This window comes from Citrobacter sp. RHBSTW-00029 (genome assembly GCF_014104295.1).
In the GTDB taxonomy this organism is placed as follows: Bacteria; Pseudomonadota; Gammaproteobacteria; order Enterobacterales; family Enterobacteriaceae; genus Citrobacter; species Citrobacter youngae.
Genome location: NZ_JABXRT010000001.1, coordinates 1,306,500 through 1,328,443, shown reverse-complemented (window position 1 = coordinate 1,328,443; position 21,944 = coordinate 1,306,500). Strand labels below are relative to the sequence as shown.

Sequence of the window (21,944 nt, the reverse complement as noted above, 5' to 3'; positions counted from 1 at the left end):
AGGCCGCGGTTTAGCTGTCAGTCAAAATGTTTCCCAATGCGTATCTTGTTCGGTGGCTAGCTGGCGCGGTTGTGACGCCGGAGTCGCTGTTGCAGGTAGTCGTGTATCTCGCATCTTTGATGATGCAGGACGTGACGCGAGGCGGAATGTCGACACCGACTGGGTCAGGCGACTGGCCTGCTCCTCGAGTGCGGCAGCGGCAGCGGCCGACTCCTGCACCAACGAGGCGTTTTGTTGCGTAACCCGGTCCATTTCAGACACAGCGAGCGCAACCTGATCTATCCCTCGACTTTGTTCATCGGATGCCGAGGCGATTTCCCCCATGATGTCGGTCACACGCGTGACCGCATTAACGATGTCATGCATGGTTTCCCCGGCGCTTTCTACCAATACAGAACCGGTATCAACCCGCGATACAGAATCTTCAATTAGCGCTTTAATCTCTTTTGCTGCCTGCGCACTGCGGCTCGCCAGGTTACGCACTTCACCGGCAACGACGGCAAAACCACGGCCTTGTTCACCGGCACGCGCAGCTTCTACCGCCGCATTCAGCGCAAGAATGTTTGTCTGGAATGCAATGCCATCAATAACGCTAATAATGTCGGCAATTTTCTTCGAACTATCGGCGATTTCGTGCATGGTATTCACCACGCTATCGACCACTTTGCCGCCATGTTGCGCGGTATCGGAGGCGCTTTTCGCCAGTTGAGAAGCCTGACGCGCATTGTCCGCATTTTGCTTCACGGTAGCCGTCAGCTGTTCCATGCTGGCTGCTGTTTCTTCCAGTGCGGAAGCCTGTTGTTCAGTACGGGATGAAAGATCGGTGTTACCGCTGGCAATTTCACTGGTACCGGAATAAATCGCATCCGAACCTTCGCGCACCAGGGTTACCGTTTCGGTTAGCGAACGCTGCATATGATCGACCGTGCTGGCCAGCTCGCCAATTTCATTACGACCGCTGACCGCCAGAGTTGCGGTTAAGTTACCGCTGGCAATTTCACGGATATGCGCAATGACGCGAGACAAAGGGTTTAGCAAGGCATGACGAATGCCATACCACACCACCACCAGAATCAGTACCAGCACGACAGCCAGAATGCCAAGTTGCCATTGAGCAAAATGGTAATCGCTTGCGCTTTGATCAAAGGCCTGGCGGTAGAGTTTCTCGCTAACATCGGCATATTTACCTAACGCTGCGCCGAGGGCATTTTGCATACCCTGAGTTGGCTGTGCGAAATATGCATCCATGTTGCCGTTTTCAAGGAACTGGACGAGCTCCACCAGGGCCGCATGGTACTGCTGATATTTTTCATCGACGTTACCGCTGGCATCCGTCATATCAGGCAACGGCGTGATTTTTTTGAAATTAGCGTAATGCGCTTCGGCTTGCGCCAACGACGCTTTCGCATTCTTCAGCAGATCATTTTTCGCGCTGCTTTGCTGGTTGGACGCATCCATCATCATGCGCGCAGAGGAACGACTCAAATTGATGCGTGTTTGCAGCATCAGATCCCATGTTGAAGTGAGTTCGCTTTGCTGCTGTCGAAGATCGTTAGAAATAACAAAACTTTGCTGATTCTGCTGCAATGAAGAAAACAACAGACCACCGGAAACAAGCTGTAGCAGTGCGAAAACCCCCAGCACCATCATCAGCATTGTGACAACGCGGATACGGTTAAACATAAGGCACCTTCCTGAAAACGAGTTATCAACATTATCGGCATGCACTGAGATAACTTTACGTTTGCAAAAAGGAAATCCATCAGGAAAGCAAGGCCCGTTGGGAGGAGGGAAAACCGGAGGCACAGAAACCACAACGCATTTACATAAAAACATCATAATTATCATGCAAATAACATTTTAAACTTGCCTGATTTTGTCGCTATTTGTCTTCCCCGCTCCATTATCTTGTGACACCGATCACATAATCACTCATCAAATACCACAACAAAATGGATAAAAAATTAAAAAAAGTTGTATCTGTTTACGCTTTAATCCAATTTATATGATGAATACTTCGTTACCACTTAATAAGTATAAAAAATGAGTAACCGAACAATAAATGTTACATCCTTACTGAGGGCTTTTTAGTGGCAAATGCAAACAAACTCACGTTGTTTATTGTGATCTTCATGCTGGCGGGGATCCTGTCGGGTGCGGTGATCCACTCTTATGCCTCCCCCGGCGTCGTTACCGCCTGGGCCGATAATATTACGCTGCTCACCGACATCTTTTTGCGCCTGATTAAGATGGTGATTGCGCCTTTAGTATTCAGTACCCTGACCGTGGGTATTATGCGCCTGGGCGAAACCTCAACTATCGGGCGCGTGGGCGGCAAAGCGATGATCTGGTTTATTAGCTCGTCTATTCTGTCTATTCTGGTCGGTCTGTTTGTGGTCTCTCTCGAACAACCTGGCAGCGGCCTGAACCTGGCGATCCCGCTGGAAGCCACTGATACTGGCCTTGCCGTCGGTGGTATGAGCCTGAAAGGTTTTCTGACGCATACCATTCCCACCAGCATCGCCGAAGCGATGGCGAATAATGAGATCCTGCAAATCGTCGTGTTCTCTATGTTCTTTGGAATCGGTGGTGCTTCGCTCGGCGAAAAATTTAACGCCCCGCTGGTTGCCGCGCTGGATGTGGTCTCCCACATTATGCTGAAGGTGACCGGCTACGTGATGTATGTTGCGCCGCTGGCTATTTTTGCCGCCATCTCTTCCGTTATCTCTACCCAGGGTCTGGGGATCCTGCTCAACTACGCGTCGTTCATTGGTGGTTATTATGTGGCGATTTTGCTGACCTGTCTGGTCCTGCTGGCCGTGGGTTATATGATGCTGAAAAAAGAGGTATTCCGCCTGGTCAGCATGCTGAAAGACCCGGTTCTGGTCGCCTTCACCACCAGCAGCTCCGAAGCCGCTTATCCGAAAACGCTGGAGCAATTAACCAAATTTGGTTGCTCACCCAATATCGTGTCATTTGTACTGCCTATCGGTTACTCGTTTAACCTGGTGGGTTCCATGGTCTACTGCTCGTTCGCCTCCATGTTTATCGCACAGGCTTATAATATCCACCTTTCCTTCGCGGAAATTACCGTGCTGATGTTGACCCTGATGCTGGCGTCCAAAGGGATTGCCGGTGTGCCGCGTTCTGCGCTGGTGGTGCTGGCGGCAACCATCCCAAGCTTTAATATTCCGGTTGCAGGAATTTTGTTACTGATGGGTATCGACCATTTCCTTGATATGGGGCGCTCGGCGATCAACGTATTGGGTAATGGGATTGCAACGGCGATGCTGGCACAGGATGAAGGCTTACTGGAAGAAAGCGAGTCTTCAGAAGACATCACAGAGCAAATTAAGGCTTAACTTTTTAAGACAAGAACGAGCTAAGTAAACAAGAGCAGCACATCAACAAAGATTACCCCAGCCATAGACTGGGGTATTTCAACCACGCAAGGATGATAATTTACATCAATTACCAGCTGTAACGAACGCGCAAACTACCGCTGAGATCGCCATAGTCATTACGTCCTTTTTGACCCGCCACTTGTCCAGTGATGCTCCACTGGCTATTCAGATTCGCCTGGATACCCACTTTCACCTCGGCGCGATCTGCCGGAAGATCCTGCTTCACCTGAGCACCATCAAATGCTACGGCAACATCATCACTGGTGTGTAACCAGTTCACCTCCGCAAACGGCTGGAGCACCGACGTGGTATTCTTGTGCAGCTTGCCCTCTATCCGCAGCCCCAGGCGTGTGGTCCAGCTGTCCCCGTTTTGTCCATCAATACGCGTTCCATTCTGGACGACAGCGTCCGCTTTAAATTGCTGCCATGTTGCCTGAGCCTGCGGCGTCAGGCTGACGACATTTTGGTTTGCAAGTATGATGTCGTACCGATAGCCCGTTTCCACAGAGACCGCGCTGGCCGTTGAATCATAATCCGTTGACCCGACATCGCCGTTATCGACGCTGTTATTGTAGAGCCCGTACTGATACCAACTGTCCACATACAGGCCGCTGTGATTCTTCGCATCCGCAAACCAGGTAGCATAAGCGCCAAGATTATAACCGGCTACGTTACCACTGGCAGAGAAGCGGCTCCCATCAGCACCACAGTTGCCTGTACTGTCCGTGTCGGCGTTAATGTAACTCACCATCACTCCCGCCTTCAGGCTCTGCTCGCCATTACCCCAGCTAAGCACATCACCACCGATTTGCAGTTGCGAGTAAGTGTTGTCAATATCCACATGACCGTCTGCAGCGGTTGACGACGCATCACCTGCTTTAAAGCGCATCCACATACTGCCATCATCGGTACGTAATTGACTCCCTTCGCGGTCATAAAGGGTCTGCATTTGCAGATTACGCACCATCCACTGGTTGCCCAGATAAGCGCCAATATCAGCCCGATATTGCGGATCCACCGGTTTACTATCCCCACCATCGTCCGGGTCCACTGGCGTAACATCACCACCATCATCCGGATCCACTGGTGTAACATCACCACCATCATCCGGGTCTACCGGCGTAACATCACCACCATCGTCCGGGTCCACCGGCGTAACATCGTCGCCGTCATCAGGATCTACCGGCGTGACAGCCTGCGAACGCAAATACCAGTCACCGCCGTCTTCATACAATCGGTATTCATACAAACCTGTCTGCACCTGATTACCCTGGGTAAAAACGCCATCAGACTGACCGCCGACATCAATCACTTCAATACCTTTTGTTGTTAACGCCCCTTCCCCGCCGATGTTATTGACATACAGCGTCGTACTACCGGAAGTATCACCAGTGATAATCACTTTATCCGTCGGTGAATTGTCATCCCCTAACTGCGTGTTCAGATAAAGATGACTGTTATCGCCATGATAATTCCCATTAATCGTCAGCGTTTTAAATTGTCCGTTCTGTGAAGGCGTATCAAATACAATATCTCCGGCATTATCTAATTGAGTTAAAGAAGAATCACCGGTAATTGTCCATTGCGTCTGTTCAGCCAGTGAGAGATTCAGCGAGGAGTCTACCGTCGGATCGGTGTTAACAAACGTCGCCCCCACCAACCGCGAACCAGACGCCATATCCAGTGAAATACTGCCTTCACCCGCGCTAATGATATCGCCCGTAATATCCATTACACCTGAACCGGTCACGGTCCCGCCGGGTAAGAGATTTCCCGCACTGTCGGTAACAACCGGCACAAAAATAGCGACCCCATCCTGGGTTTTAATGGTGGTGTCACCGGCCAGCGATATTACCCCGCCCCTCCAAACTACCGCGCCATAACCATTTTCCCCACTCGCTGTCACATCAATGGTCAGGTTTTCACCATTAATTATCCCCGGACGGCTTAAATCATCACTTCCTATCGCCCAAAGCCCGTAAGGGTTATTCTGCCCACTCATGATAATATCGGTATTTGCGATATTAACCGTTGCACCGTAGAACTGGGATGACACGCCATAACCATCGATCGCGTAAATAACATTTCGATTGTCGGCATCCCCTTTAAAATCAAGAGTGCTCCCGGAGGCCGCAGCGATACCGCTGGTCGCAGAGCCCGACATGGCAGAACTTCTGCCGTCAACAACGCTGCCTGCGCCAATCATCACATCGCCCCCCTGCGCAATGATGCCCACAGACTGAGCGGTGTTGACGGTAAGCGCATCCGCGTGGAATTCGCCCCCCGTCACCCAGAGGGTCGTCGCCCCTCCGGTTGCGCTTATGATGCTGTTTTGGCCTAAATCCATAAAACCTGTGTTCATTGATATTGCATTTACCTGAGACCCAGTTACATCAATCGTCAGATTATCAGCAATAAATTCAGAACCTTTTGCCGCGGGGTTTATCGTTACTCCAGCCCCATCATAGAACCCGGTGATTGAGATGGTCGATCCGCTGCCCAAATCAATGCGTGATCCGGCCCCATTAATAGCGATGCCACGCGTGGTACACCCCCCTGTACGGCAATCCAGAGTCGTACTGATATTAATATCCATATTATTGGCGATTAACGTAGCATCGGGCCCCATAACGTAGATGCCTTCAGCAAGATCGGAGGCACCATTGATGGTTACTCTGCTGTTATCTCCCAAATCAACATGATTATTTTTACCCAGCTTTAAACCTGTCACAGAACCATAATCTGTTGCCAGTCCTGTTGCAGTGACAGTGAGTTGATCGGCATCTAATACGCCATCAGTACCTATCTCAATACCGGTTGCAATATTATTGCCCTCTACAACCACCTGGCTATTTTTACCTAAATCAATTTTAGCATTACCCGTACTTTGAATCCCCCACGCAGTGTTATCTATACTTGTAGCATGGATAAAACCATTATCCATGGTGAAAGTACCACTACCGCCTAATAAATAGACACCGCGGGCATCACCTATCCCACCAATACTATAATCAGTTTCAGTTATGGCTGTAATAGAACTTCCACTACCAAGATCGACGTTACTGTCTTTGCCTATATTTTTAAATCCATAAACATTATTTTTACCCGAAACATCAATATTAATACCGGATGCTGTTACTTCTGTACCCAGGTTATTACCTGAAATCAAAATTCCGGTGGTATTTTTACTTGAATTTTGTGTGCCATCCGTATCGACGACATGGATTTCGGTATTCGTGCCTAAATCATTTTTGGTGCCATTATCCAGTGAAACCCCGGTAGACAAAGTTTCACCCGATACGTTGATAGTTGCTTTTCCTTTAATCTGTAAGCCATCACCGCCGGTAGTGATGCTCTCAACACCCGTGGTATTTGTTTGTCCACTCGCCGTAACGACTTCATTATCATTCAAAATAATTGATGCACCGTTTTGTGGGCCTAACCCGGCAGCATTGACAGCAGCACTGCATATTAATGTTGCCAGACCTGTTACCCTGATGCTATTACGCATTCCATTATTACCGCGGGAAAACTCACCAGCGACCACAAACATATTACGCGCCGTACTCCAGACTATATTATATATAGCATTCACATTTAGTTCCCTCTACGCCAATAGAAAAATCAGGAGGCACAACTTCATTACATATTCATTAGCAATATAAATCATTCTAAAAGATAAATTATTTATATATTGCACTTGTAGATTATATTATATGTACCCGCAAACGACAGATACTATAAAGATTCGCCAGTTTTAATTAAAGAAAAAAATAAAAATAAACCAAGTGAATAAGATAAATATAAACATTCAAAATCAAAATAAAACAACCATTATTACCTGGCTTCCCTACACATAAAATTAAAAGCAAAACGCCCTCCATATTGTGGAGGGCGTTTAATAACTGCCAGCTAAATATTACAAAGAATGATAATATTGACTACTTTTATGCCATATGCGAAGCCGCGATATCCAATAGCGCCATCTCTTCGCTGTTCAGCAATTTCTCAATGTTAACCAGAATCAGCATCCGGTCTCCCAACGCGCCCAGTCCCGTCAGATATTCCGTTGACAGCGTAACCGCGAATTCCGGTGCCGATCGGATTTGATCGGTCGTCAGCGACAGCACATCGGATACGCCATCCACGACAATCCCAACCACCCGTTGTCCCAGATTCAGCACAATCACCACGGTGTTCTCGTTGTAATCCACATCGCTCTGGCTGAATTTCACACGCAGATCAACAATCGGCACAATCACGCCGCGCAGGTTAGTCACACCTTTAATAAAGGCTGGCGTATTGGCAATACGCGTAACCTGATCGTAGCCGCGGATTTCCTGCACTTTCAGGATATCGATACCGTACTCTTCATCCCCCAGCGTAAACACGAGGAATTCCTGACCTGACGGTTCGCCGGCCAGTTTAGTTACATTACTCATACCGGTCATATTCTTCCCTTTCTTACTCAATCAGGCGGCTGTGATTGCCACACGTTGTTCGCGGTTTAACCCCTGCAATGCAGAGACATCGACAATCAGCGCGACGCTACCGTCGCCGAGGATCGTTGCTGCGGAAATGCCTGGCACTTTGCGGTAGTTGCTCTCCAGGTTTTTTACCACCACCTGGTGTTGACCAATTAGCTGATCGACCAGCAACGCGTAGCGACGCCCTGCACTTTGTAAAATCACTACAATACCCTGAGTTGCTTCGGTTTTTGCACCTTCAACTTCAAAGACTTTCCACAACTCAACCAGCGGTAAATACTCACCACGCACTTCCAGAACGCGCTCTCCGCCGGCCAGCGGATGGAGATCTTCTTCACGAGGTTGCAGAGATTCCATCACCGCATTCAGCGGCAGGATAAACACTTCATCGGCTACACGAACGGACATGCCGTCAAGGATAGCGAGCGTCAGCGGCAGTAAGATACGGATGGTTGTGCCCTGACCCTGTTTTGACTGGATCTCAACATGACCGCCCATCTCCTGGATATTTCGCTTCACCACATCCATACCGACACCGCGCCCGGAAACATCCGTCACCTGCTCGGCGGTCGAGAATCCCGGGGCGAAGATCAGCATGCCGACTTCGTCATCGCTCATATTTTCGTGGATCGGCATCCCCTGGGAAATAGCCTTCGCCAGGATACGTTCGCGGTTCAGACCCGCGCCATCATCAGTCACTTCGATACAAATATTCCCGCCTTGGTGTTCGGCAGAAAGTGTCAGATTACCAATCGGGCTTTTCCCGGATTCGATGCGTTTTTCCGGCAATTCAATACCGTGATCGAGGCTGTTACGTACCAGGTGCGTCAATGGATCAATGATGCGTTCAATCAGGCTCTTATCGAGTTCGGTTGAGCTCCCCACCTGCGTCAGTTCGACCTGTTTACCCAGCTTACCGGCCAGATCGCGCACCAGACGTGGGAAACGGCTGAACACATACTCCATTGGCATCATACGAATCGACATCACCGACTCTTGTAAGTCGCGGGCGTTACGTTGTAACTGACCCATGCTGGTGATGAGATCGCCATGATTGACGGGATCCAGTTCATTAGAGCGCTGAGCCAGCATTGACTGTGTGATGACCAGTTCACCCACCAGGTTAATCAGTTGATCGACCTTCTCAACCGCCACGCGGATGCTGGTCGACTCGCTGGCGCGGGCTGGTTTCTCACGCTCTGCCCGTCCATGCGGCGCTTCGTTGGCGGTCGCTTTGACCACCGGCGCAGGCGCAGCAACCGGTAGCGGCTGTGGTTCGACGACATCCGCGACAGCTGGCGTTTCTGCAACAGTCGGCGCGACAGTGATAGTTTCGAACTCAATCTGATCCGCTTCAATGACGAAGCAGAGCACAGCAATAATGTCATCTTCAGCGAGGCTACCGTCGATCGTTGCCGACAGCGTATCGGCACCTTTGACCACATCGCTTAAGGTCGCCAGATTCCCCAGTTCCTCTTCCAGTAAATCGACTTCACTGGCTTTCAGGCGCGAGAGAATGATCCGCTTTTTGATCTCTTCAGTGACAGGGGCGGCTTGTGCAACCACCTCGTCTGGTATCGCCGTGCTATCAACAACGCTCAGTTTGGCGCTATTGACCACCGCGGGCGCGGTTTCACCTTTTGCTTCGAGCGCTAACTGTCGTAACGCATTACAAATGTACTCAAAGCTGGCGGCATCCGGCTCCTCTGAGTTTTTATAGGCGTCGAGCTGTTCCTGCATAATATCTTTCGTTTCCAAAAACAGGTTGATAATGTCGGCATTGAGCTGCATCTCGCCACGCCGCGCTTCATCCAGCAGGTTTTCCATCAGATGGGTCGTTTCCTGCAAAATGGTAAAGCCGAAAGTGCCCGCCCCGCCTTTAATCGAGTGCGCTGCACGAAAAATGGCATTCAGCTGTTCGGAGTCCGGGGCTTCAGGCACCAAATCCAGCAGGTGTTGCTCCATGTCAGCCAACAGTTCGTCAGCTTCATCAAAAAATGTCTGATAAAAATCGCTAATATCCATGCTCACGCTATCACCTCGGATTGGCTGGTGGCGATGTGGGAACGTTTGCCGGCGGCATCGCCACTGGCTGTTGTAAGACACTTACCGGCTCATTCTGGCTTTCAGCGTTTTCATGCAAAATGGCCTCTTCGGCCTGCTTATTCAGAACCAGCAGGCTTATACGGCGGTTGATGGCGTCCTCGGGACCGCGATCGCTCAGACGCATCGTGGCGGCCATACCTACCACCCGTAATACTTTTCCATCATCCAGTCCGCCGCTGACCAACTCGCGACGCGAGGCATTGGCGCGATCGGCAGACAGTTCCCAGTTGCTATATCCCTTCTCACCGTTGGCATAGGGATAATCATCCGTATGACCAGAAAGACTGATACGGTTTGGGATCCCATTCAGCACCGGCGCAATCGCCCGCAAAATATCACGCATGTAAGGTTCAACCTCTGCGCTTCCGGTTTTAAACATCGGGCGGTTCTGACTGTCGATAATCTGTATCCGCAGCCCTTCCTGGACCAAATCAATTTTCAGATGTGGGCGTAGTGCACGCAGCTTAGGATCGGATTCAATCAGTTGATCAAGATCGCCACGTAGCTTGCTCAAGCGACTTTGCTCCATGCGCTTTCTCAGATCATCAATGTTGGGCTGCTTATTCACTTCCCCCTGCTGCTGGGTGTAATCATCACCCCCACCAGGAATTGGACTTTGGCTATTCGAGATCCGATTTCCGCCCGTCACCGCAGTGGCCAGCGGAGTACGGAAATATTCGGCAATTTGAATCAGTTCTTTAGGGCTGGAGATGGAAATAAGCCACATCACCAGAAAGAAGGCCATCATCGCGGTCATAAAATCGGCGTAGGCAATTTTCCACGAACCATGCGCCCCACCACCGTGATTTTTATGTTTGCGTCGCTTTACGACGATAATGGGATGGGCCTGATTTTTCATGCGTCCTCGGTCGTCTGCTGCGCTGCTGGATTCCTCACCGCACGAACATGCTCTTCCAGTTCGATGAACGAAGGACGTTCGCTGGAATAGAGCGTCTTACGACCAAACTCGACCGCAATCGGTGGCGCGTAGCCATTCAGATTGGAGAGCAGAGTTATCTTCACACACTGCATCATCTTGGTGGTTTCAGCACTCTTCTGTCGCAGGACGCTGGCGAGTGGGGAAATAAATCCATAGGCCAGTAAAATCCCGAGGAATGTCCCTACCATCGCATGCGCAATCAATGAACCCAGTTCAGCCGCCGGACGGTCAGCAGAAGCCAGAGCGTGAACAACCCCCATAACGGCTGCCACGATCCCGAACGCCGGTAATGAGTCACCGACCATCGCCAGGCTATTGGCCGGGACTTCAGCTTCACTTTCGTGAGTCTCAATTTCTTCGTCCATCAACGCTTCAATTTCAAACGTGTTCATGTTGCCGCTGATAATCAGACGCAGATAATCAACAATAAAATCAAGCATCACCGCATCCGCAAGAATGCGTGGATAGCTGGCGAAGATTTCACTCTCTTTGGGGTTTTCGATATCGCGCTCAAGCGAAAACATGCCCTGCTGACGTGACTTGGCCATCAGGCGATACAGCAGCGCCAGCAGATCCATATACATCGCTTTGGTGTATTTTGAACGACGGAAAAGCATCGGGATCGCTTTCATCGTCCCCTTGATGGCTTTTCCGTTGTTGCCAACGATGAATGCCCCGATACCTGCGCCACCGATGATCACCAGCTCAGCCGGTTGATAGAGTGCCCCAAGGTGTCCGCCGGTCATCATGTAACCGCCGAAAACTGTACCAATAACAACCAGGTAACCTAATAAGATAAGCACGACATCATCCTTTCGCAATTGACTATGACAGGATGCGCAGTCGGGCAGTTAACTCATGGTCAGGACAAAAAAAAGCAGCGGTAATCGCTTACCGCTGCTGGAGTGTCTATCCACACCGTTTCAGTTAAACAGCCTGTTCGATCTGTTCATCCAGCAGTTGTGGAATAATATCGGCAGCATTCTGGGAAAGTTTACGTCTTTTTACGGCTCGCGATGGCGGCTGACATAAACTGCAGGCAAAGCTACCTGCGGGTTGGTGCGCGTGGGTAATAAAATTTCCGCCGCAGCAGTTACAGGCGGACAATTCAAGCAAACCACTGTCAACAAAACGGACAAGGGTCCACGCACGAGTAAGCGCCAACAACGGCCCTTCTTCTGGTTGCGGGCACTGCTCAAGATATAACCGATACGCTTTAATCACGGCATCCACGCCGCTGCACAAACCGGTTTTAAGCAGAAATTGCCATGCATTACAAAACATCGATGCATGAATATTTTGTTCCCACGTCATAAACCAGTCGGTGGAAAACGGAAGCATCCCTTTTGGCGGAGGACTACCGCGTAATTCTTTGTACAGCTTGATGAGTCGGCCACGGCTTAATTGCGTTTCGCTTTCCAGCATTTGCAAACGGGCGCCCAATGTGATTAATTCCATCGCTAACTGGATATCACGCGCTTCCTGAACAATGCTTTTTTCGCTCATCATCAAGCCCTTTTCTTACGCGCTGCGTCATCGATGTCGTTAAGCAGGCGTGTTGAAAGCATAATACCGGTATGAATTTGCTGAAGATCGTCAACGCGGGAATCTTGCGTCAAACGCGTTACAGTCTGATGATCGTCGAAACGGAAATGGCATACCAGTTGATTGGTTTCAGCCAATTTGACCATTTGAGGAAGTGTTAATGTTGCCAATGTATCTGCCATCTCCTCGCTGATACCCAAGCGGAACATTGCAGACGCTTTGTCCTGAACGATCAAACGCTGTGCTAGCAATAAATACGACAAATTGATGTCATAAATGTGTTTCAGCAACTCGGATGTATGCATTATTTGCATCCATAATAACCAACATTATTTTCATGCGGCAGAACCGCACCCCGTGATGTCGCCGGGAAGGCCCGGTAAAAAAAAAGCAAAAGGTCAAATACATAGCAACGTGATGGCGCTTACGCGTTGTCTAAACATTCCTTTCGTAGAATGCCGCGTCCCTTACAAGCTCACATCATTTCTTACAAATGTCTAAGATTTTTCCTAATTCGACGCAACTCTACCCGCCACCCGTTACACATACAACGTAGCCATGCTGCGAATTTAAAGAATATGTGACGCAGATCACATAATCAAGCTAAACACTTAACATAAATCCATCAGCACAGCTTTTATTTTGGCTATTTTTTAAACCACCATTATCTTTTTCGATTCCAGCCATACGAATAATCTTGCAATAAAAGCGAATAGTATTCTGTTTACGAACGTTAATATCACGCGCAGAAATAGCGAGCTGGATCACAGATTTAATATGAAATGACATTTCAGTTAAACTCTTTATAAACAAAGACTTAAATATTAAGACTGATTAATTAATACCGGGCTGTGATAACCGTTTAAATGTTAATTGATGTATACTTTTTATTAACAAATTGTTTTTATTAGAGATGAGTTTAACTTAAATCATCCGAACAGATTTGCAGCTTATATGAAGTGATTATTCTATTTATAAGAATAATTAATGAATAATCATGATGACATTCACACAATTACCGTACGAAACGTAGCAGTATGGCGTTATACGATCAAAACTGAAAAGTTCTCTCATAATTCATGAACAAAAGGAGCGAGTTATGAGCTATGCGCACATTCTTGTCGCTGTTGCCGCCACCCCCGAAAGTCACCAACTGTTAGCAAAGGCTGTTTCAATCGCTCGCCCTGTCAACGCCCGCATTAGTCTGATAACCCTGGTTTCAGATCCCGAACTGTATAACCAGTTTGCTGCTCCAATGCTGGAAGATCTGCGGGAAGTCATGCAAGAAGAGACCCATAATTTTATCGATCAGTTAAGCAAAGAGGCGCAGTACCCCATTGAGCACACGTTTATTACCTATGGGACATTGAACGAACACATTCTGGATGTATGCCGCAAACACGCGGTTGATCTGGTGATTTATGGCAACCATAACCACAGTTTCTTTTCGCGAGCCTCCTGCTCAGCGAAAAGCGTGGTCAGCGCAAGCCAGGTTGATGTGTTGCTGGTACCGCTTGCCGGCGATTAATCACGCCTGTTTGCTGCAGGCTGTCTGCGGGTCAGGCGACAGGTTTTCTATATGACGCGATGCGACGTTCTTCAGATCGCAAATAAATCGCGCCTGCCAGTTGTTGATATCATTTTTAACGATGGTCTGCAGCATTGCCGCATGACGGGAAATGCGCTCGGCAAGCGACATCGTCAGAGCCTGGTTTAATGCGCCTGCAACATCATCCCGATCATAAGGGTTTACAATGAGTGCAGAAGTCAACTCATTCGCAGCCCCGGCAAACTGCGAGAGCACCAGGACGCCGGGGTTGGCAGGGTCCTGTGCGGCGACATACTCCTTTGCCACCAGATTCATGCCATCGCGTAGTGGCGTCACCAGTCCAACATCTGAGTAACGGAAGACCTTCATCAGTAATTTACGGTCAAAATACTGATTCAGGTAGTACAGCGGCGTCCAGCCCAGTTGCCCGTATTTACCATTGATCCGCCCGGCCTCGGTCTCTAACTGGTGACGAATATCCTGATAAGCCTGTACCTCCTCACGCGAAGTCGGTGCTATCTGCGTATAACGAATCTTACCGTGATGCTGGGGAAACTGTTCCAACAGCGCCTCGTAGGCCTGAAAGCGCTCCGGCAGGCCTTTGGAGTAATCCAGCCGCTCAACAGAGAAGATATTTTTCACATTTTTAAGTTCTGCTTTTAACTGCGCCAGTTTCGGCGGTAGCGGTCCTGATGCTTGCCGTGCAATCTCCTCAGGTGCAATACCAATAGGATAAACTTCCGTGCGAAACGCTTTTCCCCAGGCCAGATGCTGTTTCTCGCGGGGCGTAGTTACCTGAGTTTGCGCCGTCAGGCAGTCAAGAAAGGCCTGGCGATCGTTGTCGGTTTGAAAGCCCAATAAATCAAAGTCGCACAGTTGCTCAAGCAACGCCTGATGTGGCGGCAACGCATTGAAAATTTCGGGTGTCGGAAAAGGAATATGCAGAAAAAAACCGATGCGATTATTCACACCACGTTTGCGTAGCTCACAGGCAAAGGGTAACAAGTGATAATCGTGAACCCAGATGATATCGTCATCGCTAAGCAGTGGCAGCAGTTTATCAACCAGTAAGGCATTCACCCGCTGGTAGCCTTCCCAGGCACTACGCTGAAACTGTACCAGGTCCAGTCGATAATGGAACGCAGGCCATAACACGGCATTGGAAAACTGGCAGTAATACTCTTCGTAATCCTGTTCACTCAGATTAAACGATGCCCAGGTGATGTTGCCACGGGTAACCTTTTTTAACGGTTGCTCCTCATTACCTGTATCACCGCTCCAGCCGAACCACAGGCCGCCAGCCGCCTTCAGCGCGCCCAGCACACCTACCGCAAGACCGCCAGCGCTGCCTTTGTCATCCGGTGAGGCAATGCGGTTAGATACTACGACTAAACGACTCATAGCCACCTCTCCTGTCATTCGTTGCGTCTTGTTCCTGCTGCGGACAGTTGATGTGTTCCAGCCAATGCCAGACGTCCCTGACAGCAGCCAGACGCCATGTCGCCTGAGTTTCCCCACTTCCCACTTTTACCGAGATACCGCCAGCGCGATTGACCACAGCAAAACCTGTTTCATCGGTCAGATCATCACCAACAAAAACAGGGGTCCGTCCGACAAACGGCACTTCCTGCATAAATGCCGCAATTGCGTCTCCTTTATTAGTGTCCTGTGATTTGATTTCCACAACACACTTCCCGGGCTGCAATGCCAGTTGCGGCCAGATATGGGTAATACGTTCAGCCAACGCCAGCAGCGCGGCCTCATGCTCAGGCGCTTGCCGGTAGTGCAGAGCGAAAGCCATGCCTTTTGTTTCAAGCGTTGTCCCCGGTAACGTCGCCAGCGCCGCATGCAATAACGCCCCCGCTTCGCGCTCGACCGCCGCAGGTAGATGCACAATATGGGTTTGACCATTGATGTCACGGCGTTCTGCCCCATGTACCCCGGCAAGCGGGAAACGATACGGGGTGGTGAGTGCGTCAAGCTCGGCCATTGAGCGCCCTGAAATCAATGCCAGAGCACCCGCATTTTGCGTGGCCAGGCGATGTAATAACTGCAGAATTGTCTGTGGAACAACAACCTGGTCAGGATGCGGTTTGATTTCAGCCAGTGTTCCATCGAGATCGAAAAAATAAGCACAGTTTGTGGGATGCTCAGGGGGTAAGGTTAGCGATGCTGTCACCCGATTCTCCTCCTCGTCATGGTCTGTACGCCGCGCGGATCGCGCCGTATATAGGATGTATGACGGGTATAAGTATAGACAGTGTGACCGTGCTCGCCATTTAGAAAAACAATCGCCAGCCGGGTAGCGGCTGGCGATTGGCGGAAGCTAGACTAAAAAGTTGGGATTTAAATCATCAAACAGTACGCTTAGCTTTTTGTTTGTAGCGGTCGAAGATCACCGCCGCCAGCAGGATCAAACCTCGTACCACATACTGTGCGAATGGAGAGATATTCAGCAGGTTCATCGCGTTCTCGACCGTCCCCAAAATCAACACCCCTGCGACGACATATGAGATTTTTCCGATACCGCCTTTGAGCGAAACGCCCCCTAACACACAGGCAGAAATCACGATCAGCTCATAGCCGATAGAGGTCATTGGCTGGCCGCTGGTCATACGTGATGCCAGGATAATCCCCGCCACGGCGGATACCAGACCGGAGAGAATAAAGATAATAATCTTAGTGCGAACGACCGGCACCCCAGCCAGACGAGCCGCTTCCTCATTGCCCCCAATCGCCAGCGTATTACGACCAAACGTGGTTTTATTCAACAGCAGGCCAAAAATAATAAAACAGCCCACGGTTAACCAGATCGGTGCCGGCAGTCCTAACCAGTTGGCATAGCCAAGCGTAAAGAAGCGCTCGTCTTCGATTCCCACCGCTTTACCGTCGGAGATAATGTAGGCCAGACCACGAACAATTTGCATGGTGGCGAGCGTCGTGATCAACGCGTTAATTTTTAAGCGTGCAATCACGAAACCATTCACCAGACCGCACAGAACGCCGAGCAACAACCCTGCCGCCACGCCAATCCACAGGCTTTCGGTCATATTAATGACCACTGCCGTCGTCACCCCTGCGCAGGCAATAACGGACGCTACCGAGAGGTCAAAATCGCCGGATGCCAGGCAAAATAACATCCCGCACGCAACCATACCCGACATCGATACCGCCAGTCCCAGCCCCTTCATGTTGATGAACGTCGCAAAGTTTGGCACAAAAATAGCGCAAACCAGGAACAACACGGCAAACACCACCAGCATCCCGTACTGATCCCAAATTCGGCCAAGATTTAGCGCCGACTTCGCAGCGCCTGAACCCGATGTAGAAACGGAAGACATCATATTCTCCTTATTCAGGCGACTGCCTGGCTGACTTTAGGCATAGCAAGGCTCAACGCCTGGCGTTCATCCGCCTGTTCATGAAGTAATTCACCTGCGATCTCACCTTCTCTCATCACCACAATGCGGTCGGCAACACCAAGAACTTCCGGCAGGTCACTGGAGGCAAACAGCACGGCAACACCGCGCGCAGCCAGGGCATAAATCACGTTATAAATTTCATGTTTCGCTCCAACATCAATGCCGCGGGTGGGCTCATCCAGCAAAATCACTTTCATCTCTTCCGATAACCAACGCCCCAGAATGGCCTTTTGCTGATTACCGCCAGAGAGGTTCATGATCAGTTGCTCTGCACCCGGCGTTTTAATGTTGAGTGAACGGATATGATGGTCAGCATTGGTCTCTTCCCAGCCGTTGTTGATCAGACATCCCCCCGTAACATGTTTACGGCGCGCACTAATATTGATGTTGTTGCGTACCGAATGGACCGGGATGATCCCTTCGGCTTTGCGATCCTCCGGACACAGCATCATGCCTGCTTCAATGGCGTGACTGGGTTTGCGGATATCTATCGCCTGTGCGTCAATAAACACCTGGCCCTGTGTGATACGCGTCCCACCAAACAGACCTTTCATTAATTCGCTACGTCCGGCACCAACCAGGCCGAACAGTCCGACGATTTCGCCGCTACGCACCGATAAGCTGATCGGAGTGCGCACGCCTGGCGCTTTTACCTCATGCAGACGCAGACGCTCCGCGCCATAAGGTCTGGCTTTCCAGCCATAGATGTCCCCAAGATCACGCCCCACCATCGCCTGTACCAGTGCGTCGTGATCAACCTGCTGCATATCCGTAAACGTTTTGACGTACTGGCCATCCTTAAACACCGTTATGGCATCGCTGAGGGCGAAAATCTCCTCCATGCGGTGCGAAACGTACAGAATGATGCGGCCCTCATTGCGTAGCTCACGAATTACGCGAAACAGATTGTCAATCTCCCTGGCGGAAAGAGAGCTGGTGGGTTCATCAAAAGCGATAATCTTGGCATTACGCGCCAGCGCCTTAGCAATCTCCACCATTTGCCACTGACCGATGGAGAGATACTTCAACGGAATATCAGGATCGATATCCATTCCCAGATGCTTTAACTGCAGCCCCGCCTCGTAGTTCAACAACGAGCGGTTCACAATCCCACCCTTATGCGGAAGCTGGCCTAAATAGATGTTCTCGGCGACGGTCATTTCCGGCACCAGATGCAATTCCTGGTAAATAATGGCGACACCGGCATTCAGCGCAGTGGTTGTGTCCGCAAACGAAACCTCCTGTCCGCGGATCGCTATAGATCCCGTGGTTGGCGCGTAGTTACCGCTGAGAATTTTTAATAATGTTGATTTCCCGGCGCCATTTTCACCCATCAGTGCATGCACCTGACCGGCATAGCAGTCGAAACTAATATCCGTCAGCGCTTTTACGCCAGGGAAGGTTTTGCCGATGCCGCGAAATGAGAGATACGGGGTAGACTGTTGCATAACGTCTCCGTGGATCTAAACGGTTGCCTGATGGCGGCGTAGCCTTATCCGGCCTACGAAGGGCGTTATTTGTAGGCCGGATAAGATCGTTTTACGGCAGTTGAGTTATTTGCCGCCTAAGCCTTTTTTCGCCAGTTCTTCTTTGAAGTTGTCGCGAGTAATCAACACCACATCGGTAACTTCAGTAAACACTGGCGGTTCTGCGCCTTTGGTGACCCAGTTGTAGAGCATTTCACTGGATTTATAACCGTGAACGTCCGGGCTAGGCAGCAGTGAACCGTAGAATCCGGTGGCTTCCGCTTTGGAGAGTTCGCTAATTGCATCAACACCGTTAATACCGATACCAATCACGTTTGCAGCTTTAAACCCCTGCCCTTCGGTAGCACGCACGCCACCCAGCACAGTGTTGTCGTTCATACCGACAATCAGCCAGTGTTTAACTTCAGGATGCTGCACCAGCATGGAGTTTGCGGCGTCGAATGCGCCCGGGATATCATTCGATTTGGTTGGGACCTGGTAGATCTGTTTTTCCGGGAAGCCTGCAGCTTTAAGCGCTTCCATCGAACCCGATGTACGACGGCGCGCGGTATCCAGTTCGTTTGCGGTAATCGCCATTACAGCGGAAGATTTCACATCCCAGCCACGTTTCTGCATTTCTTTGTACAGTTCCTGGCCCTGGCGTTCACCAATTTTGGTTGCTGCCATCATCACCAATGGCACAGTATCCATCGGCTTACCTTTCGCATTGGCGAACTGATCGTCAACCGCGATGACTTTCATGTCATAGCCACGCGCCTTTGCCATAATAGCAGGCCCAAGTTTTGGGTCCGGCGTACAAATTACAAATCCTTTTGCCCCGCTTGCCGCCAGGCTGTCGATAGCATTCAGGGTTTTCTCGCCGTCTGGAACGGCAATTTTAATCACCTCAAACCCAAGGTCTTTACCGGCTTTATCAGCAAACTTCCACTCTGTCTGGAACCAGGGCTCTTCCGGTTGTTTGACCAGGAAACCGAGCTTCATGGATTCAGCGATAGCGGATTGTGACATAATGGCAGCCAGACCAATGGCCGCCAGCGCTTTAGTGAATTTGTGCATGGTTAACTCCAGCTTTAACGTTCTTTTATGTAGGGTAAAATCAAACGATTTTTTGTAATCCGGACGTAAAACAAGGCATTACCTTTTATTGATAAGATCAATGCCAGTGCTGAGAGTATTTTTAGCGGGAAATTGATTCTCCATAAGAGAGCGGCATCACACCCTGGAATTACAGTAGTTGCGTACATAAATTCAGCGGGAAATGACATAAAAAAACTCAATTTTCAGAATAGGGAAAATGAGAAATAGCAGATTAATCCATAACATCAGCCAGTGAATCCTTGTTCCCGAATATCGAAACATCCGGGAGTCCAATGATTACCAGGGGTAATAAATATGGTCAGCGTGATCGCGAACAGGGATATCGTCTTCTAACAGACGCGCAGAAAGCGTAAACGCAAAATCAAAAATATGGCCCAGCCCTTTGCCACTGATAAGATTGCCATCTTCAACAACAGGCGCATCGACATACTCGCCGTCGGTGATGGTTTGCCACAGCTCACCTGAACACACGTAGCGCCGTCCTTTCAGCAACCCATTACCCGCCAGCACCCGCGCGGCTGCCGAACAAACCGGGCAAATCAGTTTTCCTGCATCGTCATGACGAGCGACAAACTGAACGACTGCAGCGCTGGCGGCAAGATTTACGCTACCCTGTGGTCCCCCTGGCAACACGATCGCGTCGTAGAAGGCATCCCGACGGGCCTCCAGCGTACTGTCGGTCACCATCGGCACGTCATGATAGCTCACCACCGCACGAGACTCAGCGCAGGCCAGCGTCTCAACCTCAATTTGCAGGCGACGTAGAATATCAATAGTAACAATGGCTTCAGCCTCTTCAAAACCGGGTGCCAGCAACACCGCCACCTTCTTCATATACAACTCCTCGATTTATCCACCGATATCCAACAACAAATGCCGAATAATTCATTCCGTTAAATTTATTAAAACTGATCTGGCGCAAGAAATTAGGTTGCAGATAATTTCCAGACACATCACTTCACCGGGAAGTTCGCATCAAAACCAGCGGTGATAATCACCAGACGTCATAGAATACCGCGGCCTGAAATTTAATTTTGAGACTTGAAACAGCATTTCACTTTCTTTATTTTACATAAATACATTATAAATCAGATAATTATATTCATATCGCTTATATACAAAAACGGCATGGCTAAACATATTGTTATGCCAATATGTAAAAAAACATAAATAGGTGGTTTTAAGGATTTTCTTGATACCAGGCACGCGCTATGCTGATTCACGATCGGAAGCGGATATAATTCGCGATCATCAAAAGGACCGGCGGAACGGATTTATTCTGCTAACAGTATTACTCGTACGTAGATGTGAAGTGCAACGGCAGCCCGTTGTACTGGCGTTGGTGACGTACTTCTCTTTTCTGGAAATAAGGATATTGATATGGCTGCAGTTGGAATTGTGCACAAACTCAACACGCAAATGAACCTTGAGTTTTACGCATCGAATCTCTACCTTCACCTCAGTGAATGGTGCTACGAACACAGCCTGACAGGCACCGCGACGTTTCTGCGCACTCAGGCGCAGGGTAACGTGACGCAAATGATGCGTATGTTTAATTTTATGAAAAACGCAGGGGCTAACCCCATCGTCAAAGCCATCGATGTTCCCGGTGATGACCTAACGTCCCTTGAAGAGCTGTTTCAGAAAACGCTGGAAGATTATCAGCAGCGTTCTCGTACGCTGTCACGTCTGACGGATGAAGCAGAAGCGTTGAACGACGCACCAACCGTTGATTTTCTTCATGATCTGGAAAAAGAACAGCAGCAGGATGGCGTGCTGCTACAAACGATTCTTGATGAAGTTCGTAGCGCTAAACGTGCTGGGCTGTGTATGGCGCAAACGGATAAGCATTTGCTAAACGTCGTAAACTACCAACATCACTGAAGTCCGATCGCGACAAATCTGC

General features: G+C 49.7%; 17 protein-coding genes. 3 read left to right on the top strand and 14 right to left on the bottom strand.

The annotated features are described in order from the left end of the window. Positions 1–21: 21 nt before the first annotated feature. A complete protein-coding gene (tar, locus tag HV041_RS06525; protein ID WP_121584755.1) occupies positions 22–1,683 on the bottom strand; it encodes a methyl-accepting chemotaxis protein II in 1,662 nt (553 codons plus the stop codon). A 407-nt stretch (positions 1,684–2,090) separates the two neighbouring features. On the opposite strand from tar, the gene HV041_RS06520 reads away from it, so the two are divergent. Next, complete coding sequence (locus HV041_RS06520; protein WP_121584756.1) at positions 2,091–3,362, top strand: dicarboxylate/amino acid:cation symporter; 1,272 nt, start codon at positions 2,091–2,093, stop codon at positions 3,360–3,362. Between the two features lie 109 nt (positions 3,363–3,471). Here the strand turns inward: HV041_RS06520 and HV041_RS06515 are convergent, their stop codons facing one another. From HV041_RS06515 to flhD, 7 genes are all read right to left on the bottom strand, one after another. Beyond that, complete coding sequence (locus HV041_RS06515; RefSeq protein WP_121584757.1) at positions 3,472–6,999, bottom strand: autotransporter outer membrane beta-barrel domain-containing protein; 3,528 nt, start codon at positions 6,997–6,999, stop codon at positions 3,472–3,474. A gap of 352 nt (positions 7,000–7,351) precedes the next feature. After that, entirely contained in the window at positions 7,352–7,855 is a 504-nt protein-coding gene (cheW, locus tag HV041_RS06510) for a chemotaxis protein CheW (protein WP_182294110.1), read from the bottom strand. 21 nt (positions 7,856–7,876) lie between these two features. Further along, positions 7,877–9,922 (bottom strand): chemotaxis protein CheA, encoded by a 2,046-nt coding sequence (gene cheA, locus HV041_RS06505; RefSeq protein ID WP_101742211.1) that lies wholly within the window; start codon positions 9,920–9,922, stop codon positions 7,877–7,879. A 4-nt stretch (positions 9,923–9,926) separates the two neighbouring features. Continuing rightward, positions 9,927–10,856 (bottom strand): flagellar motor protein MotB, encoded by a 930-nt coding sequence (motB, locus tag HV041_RS06500; protein ID WP_121584758.1) that lies wholly within the window; start codon positions 10,854–10,856, stop codon positions 9,927–9,929. Then, a complete protein-coding gene (gene motA / locus HV041_RS06495; RefSeq protein WP_032939611.1) occupies positions 10,853–11,740 on the bottom strand; it encodes a flagellar motor stator protein MotA in 888 nt (295 codons plus the stop codon). The genes motB and motA overlap by 4 nt, the downstream gene beginning before the upstream one ends. Before the next feature lie 124 nt (positions 11,741–11,864). Next, on the bottom strand, positions 11,865–12,443 hold the full coding sequence (flhC, locus tag HV041_RS06490; protein ID WP_005127694.1) for a flagellar transcriptional regulator FlhC: 579 nt from the start codon (positions 12,441–12,443) through the stop codon (positions 11,865–11,867). Between the two features lie 2 nt (positions 12,444–12,445). Then, positions 12,446–12,787: a flagellar transcriptional regulator FlhD gene (gene flhD, locus HV041_RS06485; RefSeq protein ID WP_040232414.1), complete on the bottom strand. Its 342-nt coding sequence runs from the start codon at positions 12,785–12,787 to the stop codon at positions 12,446–12,448. Between the two features lie 794 nt (positions 12,788–13,581). Between flhD and uspC the strand changes: the two genes are divergently transcribed. After that, on the top strand, positions 13,582–14,010 hold the full coding sequence (uspC, locus tag HV041_RS06480; protein ID WP_048211346.1) for a universal stress protein UspC: 429 nt from the start codon (positions 13,582–13,584) through the stop codon (positions 14,008–14,010). On the opposite strand, the gene otsA is transcribed toward uspC, so the two are convergent. The 6 genes from otsA to HV041_RS06450 form a co-directional block, all read right to left on the bottom strand. Beyond that, positions 14,011–15,432, bottom strand: coding sequence for an alpha,alpha-trehalose-phosphate synthase (otsA, locus tag HV041_RS06475; RefSeq protein WP_121584759.1), 1,422 nt, complete (start codon positions 15,430–15,432; stop codon positions 14,011–14,013). It lies immediately after the preceding gene. Continuing rightward, positions 15,407–16,210, bottom strand: coding sequence for a trehalose-phosphatase (gene otsB / locus HV041_RS06470; RefSeq protein WP_182294109.1), 804 nt, complete (start codon positions 16,208–16,210; stop codon positions 15,407–15,409). The genes otsA and otsB overlap by 26 nt, the downstream gene beginning before the upstream one ends. A 175-nt stretch (positions 16,211–16,385) precedes the next feature. Beyond that, positions 16,386–17,372, bottom strand: coding sequence for an arabinose ABC transporter permease AraH (gene araH, locus HV041_RS06465; RefSeq protein WP_048211343.1), 987 nt, complete (start codon positions 17,370–17,372; stop codon positions 16,386–16,388). 14 nt (positions 17,373–17,386) lie between these two features. Beyond that, on the bottom strand, positions 17,387–18,901 hold the full coding sequence (araG, locus tag HV041_RS06460; RefSeq protein WP_121584761.1) for an arabinose ABC transporter ATP-binding protein AraG: 1,515 nt from the start codon (positions 18,899–18,901) through the stop codon (positions 17,387–17,389). A gap of 105 nt (positions 18,902–19,006) precedes the next feature. Beyond that, on the bottom strand, positions 19,007–19,996 hold the full coding sequence (locus HV041_RS06455; protein ID WP_005127705.1) for an arabinose ABC transporter substrate-binding protein: 990 nt from the start codon (positions 19,994–19,996) through the stop codon (positions 19,007–19,009). Positions 19,997–20,314: 318 nt separating this feature from the next. Continuing rightward, positions 20,315–20,872, bottom strand: coding sequence for a DJ-1/PfpI family protein (locus HV041_RS06450; RefSeq protein WP_048211341.1), 558 nt, complete (start codon positions 20,870–20,872; stop codon positions 20,315–20,317). A 546-nt stretch (positions 20,873–21,418) separates the two neighbouring features. On the opposite strand from HV041_RS06450, the gene HV041_RS06445 reads away from it, so the two are divergent. Beyond that, positions 21,419–21,922, top strand: coding sequence for a non-heme ferritin-like protein (locus tag HV041_RS06445; protein ID WP_048211340.1), 504 nt, complete (start codon positions 21,419–21,421; stop codon positions 21,920–21,922). The last annotated feature ends 22 nt before the right edge of the window (positions 21,923–21,944 follow it).